Origin of the sequence: Nostoc sp. WHI, from assembly GCF_015714725.1 — a bacterium.
In the GTDB taxonomy this organism is placed as follows: domain Bacteria; phylum Cyanobacteriota; class Cyanobacteriia; order Cyanobacteriales; family Nostocaceae; genus Nostoc.
On record NZ_WBKM01000020.1, the window covers coordinates 1 to 14,314 of the forward strand.

11 protein-coding genes are annotated in these 14,314 nt (G+C 44.1%); 6 read left to right on the forward strand and 5 right to left on the reverse strand.

All coding sequences use genetic code 11. From position 1 onward, the window contains the following. Positions 1-26 precede the first annotated feature (26 nt). Both F8S12_RS01870 and F8S12_RS01875 read right to left on the reverse strand, forming a co-directional pair. Positions 27-788 carry a hypothetical protein gene (locus F8S12_RS01870; protein ID WP_196514529.1) on the reverse strand — a complete coding sequence of 254 codons (762 nt, stop codon included), beginning with the start codon at positions 786-788 and terminating at the stop codon, positions 27-29. Positions 789-918: 130 nt separating this feature from the next. Next, the gene (locus F8S12_RS01875; RefSeq protein ID WP_196514530.1) at positions 919-2,475 is read right to left on the reverse strand and encodes a DUF1565 domain-containing protein; all 1,557 of its coding nucleotides are present in this window, start codon (positions 2,473-2,475) and stop codon (positions 919-921) included. A gap of 467 nt (positions 2,476-2,942) precedes the next feature. Here F8S12_RS01875 and F8S12_RS01880 point away from each other — a divergent pair, with 467 nt between their 5' ends. Further along, positions 2,943-5,894 carry a methyl-accepting chemotaxis protein gene (locus F8S12_RS01880; protein WP_196514531.1) on the forward strand — a complete coding sequence of 984 codons (2,952 nt, stop codon included), beginning with the start codon at positions 2,943-2,945 and terminating at the stop codon, positions 5,892-5,894. A gap of 35 nt (positions 5,895-5,929) precedes the next feature. Here the strand turns inward: F8S12_RS01880 and F8S12_RS41480 are convergent, their stop codons facing one another. The 3 genes from F8S12_RS41480 to F8S12_RS01890 form a co-directional block, all read right to left on the reverse strand. Next, positions 5,930-6,061 (reverse strand): hypothetical protein, encoded by a 132-nt coding sequence (locus tag F8S12_RS41480; RefSeq protein WP_269144760.1) that lies wholly within the window; start codon positions 6,059-6,061, stop codon positions 5,930-5,932. Beyond that, complete coding sequence (locus F8S12_RS01885; protein ID WP_196514532.1) at positions 6,058-6,342, reverse strand: hypothetical protein; 285 nt, start codon at positions 6,340-6,342, stop codon at positions 6,058-6,060. Before F8S12_RS01885 ends, F8S12_RS41480 begins: the two co-directional genes overlap by 4 nt. Before the next feature lie 128 nt (positions 6,343-6,470). Continuing rightward, positions 6,471-8,543, reverse strand: coding sequence for a bifunctional serine/threonine-protein kinase/formylglycine-generating enzyme family protein (locus F8S12_RS01890; RefSeq protein ID WP_230967731.1), 2,073 nt, complete (start codon positions 8,541-8,543; stop codon positions 6,471-6,473). A 404-nt stretch (positions 8,544-8,947) separates the two neighbouring features. On the opposite strand from F8S12_RS01890, the gene F8S12_RS01895 reads away from it, so the two are divergent. The 5 genes from F8S12_RS01895 to purU all read left to right on the forward strand — a co-directional run bounded on the left by F8S12_RS01895 (position 8,948) and on the right by purU (position 14,310). Next, positions 8,948-9,925 carry an ABC transporter ATP-binding protein gene (locus F8S12_RS01895; RefSeq protein WP_196514533.1) on the forward strand — a complete coding sequence of 326 codons (978 nt, stop codon included), beginning with the start codon at positions 8,948-8,950 and terminating at the stop codon, positions 9,923-9,925. 131 nt (positions 9,926-10,056) lie between these two features. Continuing rightward, entirely contained in the window at positions 10,057-10,869 is an 813-nt protein-coding gene (locus tag F8S12_RS01900) for an ABC transporter permease (RefSeq protein WP_196514534.1), read from the forward strand. Positions 10,870-11,085: 216 nt separating this feature from the next. Further along, positions 11,086-12,759 (forward strand): GldG family protein, encoded by a 1,674-nt coding sequence (locus F8S12_RS01905; protein WP_196514535.1) that lies wholly within the window; start codon positions 11,086-11,088, stop codon positions 12,757-12,759. 52 nt (positions 12,760-12,811) lie between these two features. Further along, a complete protein-coding gene (locus tag F8S12_RS01910) occupies positions 12,812-13,456 on the forward strand; it encodes a DUF4340 domain-containing protein (RefSeq protein ID WP_196514536.1) in 645 nt (214 codons plus the stop codon). Then, positions 13,456-14,310, forward strand: coding sequence for a formyltetrahydrofolate deformylase (gene purU, locus F8S12_RS01915; protein ID WP_196514537.1), 855 nt, complete (start codon positions 13,456-13,458; stop codon positions 14,308-14,310). Before F8S12_RS01910 ends, purU begins: the two co-directional genes overlap by 1 nt. Positions 14,311-14,314: the final 4 nt, after the last annotated feature.

The following is a 14,314-nucleotide window of genomic DNA, read 5'->3' on the forward strand; positions in this document are numbered from 1 at the left end:
TCCCCCCACTCCCTACTCCCCACTCCCTACTCCCCACTCCCCACACTTGCATTCTGTTCGCCAAACATCGCTTTGAGTTTAGACGTGAAAGACTCAGAGCGATCGCTTTTTTCGGGAGTAAATTGCCCGATTGGGGGATGAATAGCAGCAGGTGGAAGCAGTTTTCGTTGTCGTTTATGAGGGCTTGGTGATGGGGAGGGCGGTGGACTTTCTTGTGAAGTGAGCTTTTGAGTGACAGCAGGTGATAGCTGAAGCGTCGCTGAAGAGGTAAATTTCCCAGACAGGGAAGACTTCAGAACGGTTTGATTGGCTTTATCTTCCGGCTTACCCTCTTCTTCACTCAAAGATGTCTTTTGTTCTCCACTTATCAGGTGTAGAGTTGCAGTACTGTTGTATTGATTGCTGTTGCGAATCCTAGCTGGTGGTAATTGCGGACTCGTCACTTTTTCTACAGTAGGCTTTTTCTCGACTGGCGGTAGGGCTGGTGCAGCGAATGAGCTTAAGCTTTGGGGAAATTTGCTACAAATCATTCGTTCAAATTCCATATTGAAATGATATGCAGCCTCATCGCGGCGCTGCCAAAATACTAAGATTTGCTGCACCGAAACCGCTTTATAACGGCCTTGATATAGTGCTTCAATCACTGCTAAGTGTAGCCAATTAAGGGGATATTGCGTTTGCCAACGCTCAACTAGCTCATTGGCACTGTAACCATTAAGATCAAAACTATAGTTAATTAATAAGGCGATCGCTAAGTTGGCAGAGGTGTCTGGAAGTGTTGTTAACATGGGGCTACTAGCTATAAGCAATAGGTCTAAGATTTGTCACCCATCGCATATTAGCCTAGCGTGCTTTTAACTACATGGTTTTTTTCCAAGAGTTGTCAACTCGATAGGCAAGTGTTTCCTATTTTACTTATCAACTTACAGAATGCAACCCTACATAGACTGATTTAATCGCAGGTGTTCGTTCAATGGCGACTAATGCCTGATAAACCATTGCTGCAACTTCGGCGCGGGTTGCTAGACGTAAAGGGGCAAGTAGTTTGGGATCTGGATAGTTAACAACTATTCCCTGTTGTGTTGCAGTGGCAACGGCTGTGCGGGCATAGTCAGGAATAATATGACGATCGCTGTAAACTTCTAAGGCATCGCTATTAGCCACAGCTAGTCCCAGTCCGTTAACTAGAGAGACAATCACCTGTAGGCGCTGCACATTTTGATTAGGGCGGAAAGTGCGATCGCTAAATCCACCAACAAAGCCACCGCTAGCAGCAATTTGGATAGCGCTATAAGCCCAAAAATCCTTGGGTACATCTGTAAAATCAGGCGCTAGGAGTTTGGGAGTCGGGTTAAAGGCAACGGACACCAAAGCTGCATATTCAGCGCGAGTCATGGGTTTATTTGGCTTGTAGCTGCCATCAGTAAAACCGTGAGTTAAACCCATCTTCACCAATGCCTCAATAAATGGTTTTGCCCAATGCCCATCTAATTGAAGAGACGTGGAAAGGAAGGAAGGGGGAGACAAGGGGAATTGTTGATAGGGGGATTCTTTTGGGGCATCAGAGGAACTGGTGCTAATCGCTACTTCATTGGTTGGGATCAATTCAACTAAGCCTTTTACTAGCGAAGGATTTAATTGATTACCTACAGAAACCAGCTTTTGGGGAGTGGTGTTGTGTAAATCAAATTCCCTATTCTCACGAAAAATATTATCACCGGGATTTTGGGTACTACCTAAGTTTGGGGCTGCGTTGCCATTGACTAATAAACCACCTTGAGTATTTTTGGCAATGAGATTTTGACGCAGCACAGGTTGGGCGTGGCGAGAAAGTGCGATCGCTGTGCGATTTTCTGATAGTTTATTATTGGCAATCAAAGGAGCGGCAAAGTCACTAATTACTATGCCCAATGGGTTTTGTTGAAATATATTTCGTAGCACTTCTCCCTGGCTATGACCTGCCATCACTAATCCACTAGCATTATTTTGCACAAATATATTATCTAAAATTGCGGGTTTGGCAGTGCCACTGGTAAATACACCTTCCCGCCCACAGTTGCTCAAAGTATTGTTGGCTAAAGTCGGTGCAGCCGATTCAATCCAAATACCAGTACCTTTTGCTGAGGGATTGATAACAGTTACACCTAAAAGACTGGCATTATCTGCTAAGAGCAGCGTAATATTCTGCATCCCAAAGCTAGGACTTTGATATTCCCCACTTCCGGTAATTACAATTCCTGCTCCTTTGTTAGCTTCGTTACCCACTATCGTCACCTTTCCAGAAATGACCAGTGGAAATACTTCACCACTAACAGTGCTGTAAGTCCCTGATTCCAGATGAATGAGCGTGTGGATTTTGGTTATTTTTAAGGCACGAGTGAGGCTTTTAAACGGACTCAACCGTGAACCAGTATTAGTATCATTCCCTGTCATAGGGTTGACATAGAGTGTGACAACGAGTGTAGAGTTCACCATTGATAGTTGAGAGTCAATTGTTTTAATTATGACAATACTGTGTACATACCAAGTTATAGACCCTTACGCAAGCAATAGGGTTCGGTTGGGTGCATAGTCCTTAAAGATCCCCCTTAGTCCCCCTTAAAAAGGGGGAAATAGAGCCATCCATTCTTAGCCCCCCTTTTTAAGGGGGGTTGGGGGGATCAAGTCTTATCTAAACTGTATTGCTTACGCAACGTTCTAAGTTCGCAGCCCAGCGTTCTAAGTTCGCAGCCCAGCGCTCTAAGTTCGCAGCCCAGCATTCTAAGTTTGCAGCCCAGCGTTCTAAGTTTTCATCTCAATGTTTTACGGCTTATTAATACGTAATACTTAAAGAGTGCTTAGAGAATGTTTAAAAAATATTTTAGGTAATATCAAAGCCTCAAAAACCTAACCCCTTTAGCCCTCTTCCCTACAAAGGATACAATCTCGACGAAGTTTTATCTATGACTCAGCGTTCTCCCAATAAATTTAATGGCAACAGAGCTAACACTGACTCTCAAGCTCACCTAGCTCAAGTTGCCCCAAAGCGTAACAGTTCATCAAAGCGTTCACTCTGGCAGCAAGGGCGGCAGCAATGGACTCTGAAGTCTAAAGCAACCGCTTGGGCTATTGCCCTGACTATGCTCCCAGTGCTGACAATTGGGATAACTAGCTACTTTAGTAGTCAATCTATAAATAGGCAGTTTACCCAAGCCAAGCAAGGAAGTGCCGCAGACCTGACAGAAGTTAAACTTGCACTTGAGAAACATCAATCATCCCTGTTGCTTCAGGCTGGGGTGATGGCTGTAGTGGCAGGGGCGATCGCTGCTTTTGTAATCAATCGTGTCACTCGTCGAGTTTTGTCTGCTGCCAAGACTTCTAACGCTTTAATAAATAGACTACGTGGAGAAGAAGTTAGAACTCTGATTCGCGTTGCTGGCGAAGATGAACTAGTTGCTTTAGAGGCAAACATTAACTTACTACAAAATCTGTTGCCAGAGCAAATTTGGCAAAAAAAAGCTGAAGCCGAGCTATCGCAGTTATTAATGGACATTACTCGTCGCATTCGGGAAGCCCTCTCTGAAGAAGATGTCCTCAGAACTACTGTTGAAGAAGTTCGCAAAGCTTTTAGGATGGATCGCGTGGTGATCTTTCGCTTTAACTCCGATGGCAGTGGCACTTTTGTAGAAGAAGCAGCAGCATCCGGTTTACCAAAGACCCTGTGGGCAAGCATCTCAGACCCGTGTTTTGAGGGATGGTATGTCGAACAGTACCGAAACGGTCGCGTTCGAGCGATTAATGATATTTATCAAGCCAACCTCAAAGATTGTCACATCGGGTTATTAGAGCGATTTGCAGTCAAAGCAAATCTGGTTGCGCCCATTCTCAAAGACAACCAGCTATTTAGCTTGCTAATTGGGCATCAGTGTTCTGCACCTCGGGTTTGGCAAGAGTCTGAGATTGATTTGTTTGGTCAAATTGCCACGCAAGTAGGATTTGCTCTCGACCATGCCAAGCTTGTAGAACAGATAACTAGCAGAGCCGACCAAGCCCAATTAGTAATAGATATTACCCGCAGCATTCGACGATCGCTCAACGAAGAAGATGTACTCAAAATCACCGTTAACGAAATTCGCAAAGCGATCGCTACTGACCGAGTACTTATATATGGCTTTGATCGTAACTGGTATGGAACTGTCCTAGCGGAAGCAGTGCTACCAGGTTTTCCCAAGGCATTGCGAGCCAACATCAAAGACCCTTGTTTTGCTGAAGGTTATGTTGAGCAGTATCAAGCAGGTCGAGTTCGAGCGACCAACAACATTTATGAAGCGGGGCTAAGTGCTTGTCACATTGGCCAACTCGAGCCTTTCGGCGTGAAGGCAAATTTAGTTGTACCCATTCTCAAAGACAATCAGTTGTTTGGTTTACTAATTGCCCATGACTGCTCTGCACCTCGTGAGTGGCAACAGCTTGAAATTGATTTATTTGCTCAGTTGGCCGTGCAGGTGGGATTTGCTCTGGATCATGCTCGGCTGCTTCAGCGCATTGACGCTGAAGGGAGGCAAACTCAGCTAATTGCAGATATTACCCGCAGCATTCGGCGATCGCTCAACGAAGAAGATGTACTTAAAACCACCGTTGACGAAATTCGCAAAGCGATCGCTACTGACCGAGTAATGATTTTTGGCTTTGATAGTAATTGGTATGGAACTGTCCTAGCGGAGGCAGTGCTACCAGGTTTTGCCAAGGCATTACGAGCCAACATCAAAGACCCTTGTTTTGCTGAACGTTATGTTGAGCAGTATCAAGCAGGTCGAGTTCAAGCAACCAACAACATTTATGAAGCGGGGCTAAGTGCTTGTCACATTGGCCAACTCGAACCTTTTGGCGTGAAGGCGAATTTGGTTGCACCCATTCTCAAAGACGATCAGTTGTTTGGCTTACTAATTGCCCATAACTGCTCTGCACCTCGTGAGTGGCAGCAATTTGAAATTGATTTATTTGCTCAGTTAGCCATGCAGGTGGGATTTGCTCTCGACCATGCTAGGGTGCTAAACCGGGTAGAGGAATCATATCAATCTGTTGAATCCGCCTTTCAAGACCAGAACCAACAAAAAGCAGCACTTCAGTATCAAGTATCAGAACTTTTGCGGGATAGCGAAATTGTTGTAGAAACTCTCTCCTCTCAGACATTCAGCCAAATGGAGTCGGTGACATCTGTCTACAATCAAATTCAAGTATTGGCTAATTTGGCTCAACAAATGCTTCTCCGTGCCGAACAAGCTGAACGCCAAAAGCAGCAGTTCGGCAACACAGTCCAAGACGGGCAGGAGAGGATGAACCAAGTTGTAGATAGGATTGGGGCGATCCGCGCCACAGCGACAGAAGCTACCGCCAGAGTGAAGCGCTTAGATCAGCCTTCTCAGAAGCTCTCCCAAGGAGTTAGACAAATCGTTGAAGTTGCGTCACAGATAAAATTTCATGCCATGAAGATCGCCTTAGAAGCAGCCCGGACTGGTTCTGCGGGTGAAGAGTTTGCGGCGATCGCTCAGATACTTTTGTCACAGGCGCAGCAGTTGGATACCGATATTGCCCAAATTCCATCTTTGGTTGCAGAAATTTATACAGGTAATAATGCAGTTGTAACCTTAATGGAAGCAGGACAAGAACAAGCGATCGCACTTACTCAAGGTGTAGAAGAAATTCAGCAAACACTCAATCAAATTAATGCCATCAGTAGTCAAGTGAACACATTAGTTGAAGAACTGACTCAAGGAGCTGCAAACCAATTAGAAACTTCAACCACAGCCAACCAATCTATTTTAGAAGTTGCGAGTATTGCTAACCAGATATCAGAACAAGCTGTAACAGTAGCTAATTCTTTAGCCAAGTTGACAGTAATTCGTAATTCGTAATTTTCCTCGTTCCCAGGCTCCGCCTGGGAATGCATTCATTGAGTCTCTGGCTCAATGTCTAACTGGAGGCAGCAGCCCTTAATCAGCCATTCCCATGCAGAGCATGGGAACGAGAGAACTTGATAAGGCTTTCCTCGTTCCCAGGCTCCGCCTAGGAATGCATTCATTGAGTCTCTGGCTCAATGTCTAACTGGAGGCAGCAGCCCTTAATCACCCATTCCCATGCTCTGCATAGGAACGAGAGAATAATTTCTCTGACATCTTGCACCAGAGTATCGAATAACGATGCAAGTCGATGCATCAAAGGTGCACGTCGATGCATCAAAGGTGCAAGTCGATGCAACAAAGGTGCACGTCGATGCAACAAAGGTGCACGTCGATGCATCAAAGGTGCACGTCGATGCATCAAAGGTGCACGTCGATGCAACAAAGGTGCACGTCGATGCATCAAAGGTGCAAGTCAAAAGGACTTATGTGTACACCGTAGCCATTTTGGTAGAGGGGTTGGGGTAAGGGCAAAACCTCTTAGCAAAGCAGATTTTTCCTTGGATTACTCTAACGTATTGCAATACGCCCTTAAAAAGAAAGTGCCACCCGAAAACCGATGAGGTTGCCCCGGCCATTTTGAGGATTCCAACTACGATATGCAGAACGGCATAACTTAGCAGAGCTTTTCCAAGAACCACCTCGAATCAAACGAGACTGACTTCCATCTTTAGACAACCACACACTACCATCAATGGGCGCGCCTTCATAATTGTCGTGCCAGTTATCCCCGCACCATTCCCACACATTGCCATGCATATCATATAATCCAAAAGCATTTGGCTTAAAACAGTCTACAGGGCTTGTTTGCCTATGATTTGTTTGGATGCCACTGCCGTAGATAGAGTTGCTATAGTTTGCCAAACTCAAAGTGAGAGTGTTGCCAAAATGATAAGGAGTAGTGGTTTTGGCACGACAGGCATATTCCCACTCAGCTTCGCTAGGAAGCCGATAATTTCGCCCCATCTTCTCACACAATCGTGTACAAAACTCTACTGCATCGTCCCAGGAAACTTGCTCTACCGGACGGTTTGCTCCTTTAACATTAGTCGGCTCAGGATCGAGATTACGGTTGATTGAGGGCAACACTGCCACTGCCCGCCATTGTGCTTGGGTAACAGGAAACTTACCCATAAAAAAGGGTTTGATTGTCACAAGATGCTGTGGGCTTTCAGAATCAAATCGTTCTGGCTCATCCTTTGGAGAACCCATTAAGAACTGTCCACCGGGAATAGATACCATCTCCAAGGTGATGCCATCGCCTAGTTCTTCAATTAAGCATTGCGCCCATCCCTGACGACGAGTGATTTCATCGCTAGCTGTGGAGGCAAGTGAGCTTTTTTCGGCAACAGTAGCGATCTCAAACTCAAATTCTTCCAAGGGTAAGATTGCCGTATCAAACTCACTTTGATCAATTTCCCGCAGACGCGGATCAAATTGCGAGCCATCCTTTGAGTTGAGGTTTGACAAGAGAAGTGAAGAGTTAGTATCTGGCAAAATCAACCCTGTAGGAGGGGAGACACTGCTTTGCTCAGAGTTGTTGGCGCGTCGCCTTCCTCCGTTCCAAACTCCGGCAAATTCCCAATCTTGAAACAAGTGGCGTTTTTTCTCTGGAGCCACTTCTACTTCTTTGCCCAGCCAAGTTGGAGTGTCGGCTGACGGCGACTGCTCTTGTGGTTCCTGCGGCAGTTCCTCTAAATTGGCAAAGTTACCTAACAAGGGACTGCCATCCCACTGTTCCTCTGGAGATGAAAGTAGTAGCGAGGACGATCGTAACGCTGTGGTTGAAGTAAGTGCTTGCAATGCTTCCACTGCTGATGGATAGCGCTCAGTGTACTCATCGCACACCATCATATTGAGAATATCAGCAAGGCGATCGCTTACCAGTGGTGCATAAGTCTGCCAGAGAGTTTGTCCAGTCCGCGAATCTTCTTGTAAAAGACTGGGGGCAATTCCTGTCAAAGCCTCTATACACATCATTCCTAGAGCGTAGATATCACTAGACAGGCGAGGTTTACCCCTAGCTTGCTCCGTGGGTATATACCCTGGAGTGCCAATAAACACACTGGTAGGATTTCTTAGTTGATTGAACAAGAGAACGTTAAGCGCTTTCACAGAGCCAAAGTCAATCACGAAGAGTTTACCATCCTGTTTGCACCGCATTACATTTTCGGGTTTGATATCTCGGTGAATGACATTGTGTTGATGAACAAAGACCAGCACCTCTAAAATGTCCTGCAACAGCCTGGTAACATAGTCTTCACTGAGTTGGTTTCCCCGGACAATTTCTTTTCTGAGGGTGTGTCCCTCCACATAATCTTGGATAATGTACAATTCATTGCGGACAGCAAAGTGAGCCAGCAGCCGGGGAATCTGCGGATGTTCGCCTAACTTCTCTAAAATTACCGCTTCCTGCTCAAAGAGGTCTAACACTTTGGGATTGCTGTGTTTTGGCTTGAGTCGCTTAACTACACATAGAGGTTTGCTGGGACGTTTTTGGTCGATAGCCAAGTAGGTTTCACCAAAGTTTCCTTCACTGAGTTTTTTAAAGATTTTGTAGCGTCCGTCTAGTGTTTTCTGATAAAACCCAAATTCAAGTGCCATCCCTGTTGCAACCTCCTATCCGTTCAACTTATCAGTAAGTAATTAATTCCCGTCACAACAACTTGTTTATCAATCTTTGTTTCTAGCCAGAACAAAACAGCGCTTTCAACAGGACTAGGACTAATGCATCTAGATGGCGATCGCTTTTGTATGCAATGTAAGTAAGTAGGCAAAAATAAATTAAACTATATTACGCAATGTAACATCAATCAAATTAGCTTGTAGTAAGGACTTTAGTCCTTAAAATATGACTAAAGTCATTACTACAAACGTTTAATTATTCACGCCTACTTAATTACAGTTTACAACTATGCTAAAGCAAGCAGTACTTGGTATCACCACTCAGCACGTTTTGGTGATCTAAGATTATTGGGTATCTCATAATTTGCGATCGCTTAATACCGATGATTGAAGTTGAACATCTAAGTAAAATATACGGTTCTACCCCAGCGATTACTGATGTCACTTTTAGCGTCGAGCCAGGGGAGATTTTAGGATTGTTAGGCCCCAATGGCGCTGGCAAAACTACAACCATGCGAATTCTGGCTGGTTATTTACCGGCGACAAATGGCAATGCGCGGATTGCTGGCTATGATGTCCATGAAAATTCCCTCGCTGTCCGCCAACGAATAGGTTATTTACCGGAAACACCGCCGTTATATCCAGACATGACGGTAGAGGGATTTTTGCATTTTGTAGCACGAATTAAGGGAGTCTCAGCAGGCGATCGCTCTAACAAGGTAGTAGCTGCTATCAAACGCTGCAACTTAGAAGATAAGCAGCAGGTGATTATTCGCAAACTTTCTAAAGGATACCGCCAAAGGGTAGGAATTGCTCAAGCGATCGTCCACGATCCCCCAGCGATCATTTTGGATGAACCCACTGTGGGACTCGATCCCCGCCAAATAATTGAGGTGCGGAATTTAATTAAAAGCCTCGCGGGTACTCACACAATTATTCTTTCCACACATATTTTGCCAGAAGTGAGCATGACTTGTAGCCGAGTTGCCATCATCAATCGCGGCAAATTAGTGGCAACTAATACACCAGAAAACCTGATGACCCAGTTGACAGGCGGTTCAGGATATGAAATAGAAATAGAAGGAGAAGCCGCCCTAGCGAAACAGGTATTGCAAAATATCGCGGGTGTGAGTTTGGTAGAATCAATTCCCACAGCCGCAGGTCATCAACCCCAGGCAAATCGTGCTTACCTGCGGGTGATATCCCAACCAGGAAAAGAACCAGGACGCGATATTGCCACAACATTAGTGCGTGCAGGATTTGGTTTACATGAACTACGGCGAGTAAACGCTACCTTAGAAGATGTATTCTTGCAACTGACCACAGAAGAAAAGCATTTAGAAGCAGTCACAGAATTTTAGATTTTAAATTTTGGATTTTGGATTGAATAATTCAAAATCTAAAAATCTTAATCGAAGCGCCTGCATTCATGCATTGGGTTAATCTAAAATCCAAAATCCAAAATTGATTCACAGAAGGAGAAGCCGCGTAAATGGGTGTAGTACTGAGTAATATTATTGCCATTTATCGCCGAGAGTTACAGAGTTATTTTGTATCGCCCTTAGCTTATGCGATCGCTGGCATATTTTGGTTCATCACGGGGTTATTCTTCGTAATGATTTTGCTAGGGCCAGATGGCATTTTGCCAGGGGTCGCCGCCCTAGATTTACAAGGGCAACAATTAGGAGTGCCAATACCGCCGATAGATGTCCCCTACGAATTTATCCGGGCATTTTTGGATCGTATGGGGTGGCTATTGTTGTTTATCCTGCCAATTCTCTCAATGGGACTTTATGCCGAAGAACGTAAGCGGGGCACATTAGAGCTGTTAGCTACATCACCAATCACCAATTGGGCGGTAGCTTTAGGTAAGTTGTTAGGCGTACTAACATTTTTTACCACAATGGTCGTACCCATGCTAGTGTTTGAAGCGATCGCGATCGGTGGATCAAATCCACCAATGTCGCCCTCAATTCCCTTGCTGGCTCATTTAGGATTAATCTTGCTAGCAGCCGCAATTTTATCTATAGGAATGTTTATTTCCTCATTAACAGACAGCACAATTCTCTCTGCCGTTCTCACCTTTGCAGTCATCTTATTATTGTTATTGATTGATTTAATCGCCAAAATTGTCCCTGCTCCCATAGGCGAAGCATTAGGTCATCTATCATTGCTGAAACATTACAACACCTTAATTCAAGGCATTTTTGATACCAGCGCCTTAATCTTATTTGCCAGTTACATTTTTTTGGGCATCTTTCTCACCGCTCAATCAATTGATGCCCTGCGCTTCCAAAGGCAATAGTCATATAAGTTAAAAGTTAGAAGTAAAAAGTTACAGCAGTTTTCATGTACTTAGACCACAATCTTCTTCTTTCCTTTCTTCTTTGCGCGGCAGTCGCTCATGGGGGAAACCCCCAAGACCGCGCTGCCTTGCCTTTGCGCCTTTGCGTGAGATAAAAACAACTTGGTTCATTTACCCGAAAATCGCTGTAAAACTCCTAACTTCAGTCTAAATAATATGAAAATAGCAGCAAAAAAGAAACTGTGGAAATATCTGTTTTGGCTCGGTCCGTTCTTAATTACCGTCGGCTTAACAGTTGGATTAGTCTCTGACCAGTGGGGATTAATTCCATTAGCATTTTTGATTACAGGAATTGCCATCAGTGCATTGTGGATAATCTGGCAAAGTTACCAGACTAACTGGTGGAAACGTCGTTCTACCCAAGCTGGGACTAATGCCTTGGTAGCAACTCTGGCAGTATTGGCAATTTTGGGATTGATTAACTTTTTAGGAACTCGCTACCACTTACGGGCAGACTTAACAGAAACTCAATTGTTTACCCTTGCGCCCCAGTCGCGGGAACTGGTGAGGGTTTTACCACAGCTAGTTAAAGTGTGGGTGTTTGATATTAACCAGAATCCCCAAGACCGAGAACTGCTAGAAAACTATCAACGCCAAAGCTCAAAATTTAAATATGAGTACATTGACCCCCAAGCAAGACCAGGAATTGCAGAAAAGTTTGGCGTAAAAGATTATGGGGAAGTTTACCTAGAATCTGGCGATAAACGGCAATTAGTACAAACAGTAAATCAAAATGAGCGCTTGTCGGAAGTTAGATTAACCAGTCGCCTGCAACAATTAACAAATTCAACCACAGTCAAAGTTTACTTACTGCAAGGTCATGGCGAACATCAACTTTCAGCAGGTAAAAGTTCAATATCACAAGCAGTCCAGGGATTAGGCGACAAAAATTACACAACAGCACCACTAAATTTAGCAGAAACCTCCAAAGTTCCTCAAGATGCTGCTGTTGTAATAGTCGCTGGCCCCAAGCGAGAGCTATTTGAGGGCGAAGTTAAAGCCTTACAAGAGTATTTGAATCGAGGCGGTAACTTACTGCTGATGATTGATCCCAATACTGATCCTAAACTTGACAACTTGCTACAAGAGTGGGGTGTTCGTCTAGATAATCGTTTAGCAGTGGATGTTTCAGGTGAAAGCGTCGTGGGACTTGGCCCTGCTGCGCCCTTGGTGACAGAATACGGGCAACATCCGATTACCAAAGATTTCGGTAACGGTAATTCTTTTTATCCGGTTGCACGACCACTGGAAATTACCTCTGTACCTGGTGTCGAAGCTACTCCTCTGCTACGAACCAAACCCTATCCCAGTAGCTGGGCAGAAAGCGACCTTCAAAGCGAAAAATTAGAGTTTAATGCAGATAAAGACCTCAAAGGGCCTCTAACCTTGGGTGTAGCCTTAACCAGAAAACAAGCAGCTAAATCTACTTCCACTCCCCAAGCTTCTCCTACACTTTCACCCCTTCCATCACCAACCACTCAAGGTAAAGCTTCCCCTACTCCTACTCCTTCCCCCACTCCCCTAGCCTCCCCTGCGCCCACTCCCTCATCTCAAACAGCCACCGAGTCCCGGTTAGTGGTTTTAGGAAATTCTAATTTTGCCACCGATGGCTTGTTTCAAAAGCAACTAAATGGAGATGTATTCCTCAACTCAGTCACCTGGCTGAATCAACAGGATCAGCAACCCCTTTCCATTCGCCCCAAAGAACCGAAAAACCGTCGAATAACCCTGACAACCACCCAAGGCAATCTTTTAATATTGTTGTCTTTGTTGGTTTTACCTTTAATTGGTTTTGCGGCGGCAGTTATTATCTGGTGGAAACGACGGTAGAAAGACGCGATGAATCGCGTCTCTACAATGACAAATACCCAATGAATAAAAAATGAAATTGCCGCGAACGACTTTAATTTTGATACTACTAGCGCTAGGTTTAGGTGGTTTTGTTTACTTCTATGAAATTCGAGGTGCAACTGTGCGAGAAGAAAATAAGGAGCAAAAGCAGCAAATTTTCTCTTTTGCCGCAGATGATGTGCAGTCTTTAACAGTCAAGACAAAAAAACTCACCCTGAATCTGGAACGTAATCCTGAATCTAGCAACCCCAAATGGTTAATTAAATCTCCGGTATCTGGTCTAGCAAATGATGCTATTGTTTCTTATTTGATGGATTTATTAGTCGAAGGTAAGAGCGATGCCTACGGCGGTAAACTACGCACTTTATCAACTCCAGCAAAAGAGCTTGGAGAGTTTGCCTTAGATCAACCCCAAGCAACTATCAATATTACCCTAAAAAATCAGCAAAACCATCAGTTGATTTTAGGTAAACTTAACTTTAACGGGCGTTTCTTGTATGCTCAAACTGACTCTGCTGCTAAACCAGATGGAAATATAGATGTGCTGTTGGTATCTCCAGATTTTGCAAATGCCGTGAACCGGGAATTATCAGAATGGAAACAACCTGTAGATAATCTTAACGCAACACCTCTGCCAAGTATTCTTCCTCTACCGACTCCGACCAATAGTAAGTAATGACAAATCCGACAGCAACATTGCTGATTTCCTGCCCGGATCAACGGGGACTAGTGGCGAAATTTGCCAATTTCATCTATTCTAATGGCGGTAATATTATCCATGCAGATCAACATACAGATTTTGCTGCTGGATTATTTCTCACTCGCATCGAATGGCAGTTAAATGGGTTTAATTTGCCGCGAGAGTTGATTGCCCCTGCATTTAATCCAATCGCTCAACCTTTAGGCGCTAAATGGGAAATACGTTTTTCTGATACTGTACCACGCATCGCTATTTGGGTAAGTCGGCAAGACCATTGTTTATTTGATTTAATTTGGCGACAACGCGCCCAAGAATTTGTTGCTGAAATTCCTTTAATTCTTAGTAACCATTCTAATTTAAAGGTAGTTGCAGAACAATTTGGTATCGACTACCGACATATTCCTATTACTAAAGACAATAAATCGGAAAAAGAAGCTCAACAATTAGAATTACTGCGCCAGTACAAAATTGATTTAGTTGTGTTGGCGAAATATATGCAGATTGTTAGTGGAGATTTTATCACTCAGTTTCCGCAAATTATAAATATTCATCATTCATTTTTACCAGCTTTTATGGGAGCAAATCCCTATCACAGAGCTTTTGAGCGTGGTGTTAAAATTATTGGCGCAACGGCTCATTATGCTACTGCTGATTTAGATGCTGGGCCAATTATTGAACAGGATGTGGTGCGAGTTAGTCACCGTGATGAAGTTGATGATTTGGTTAGAAAAGGCAAAGATTTAGAGCGAGTTGTATTAGCAAGAGCAGTGCGATCGCATTTGCAAAATCGTGTATTAGTATATGGTAACAGGACAGTAGTATTTGAGTAATTTT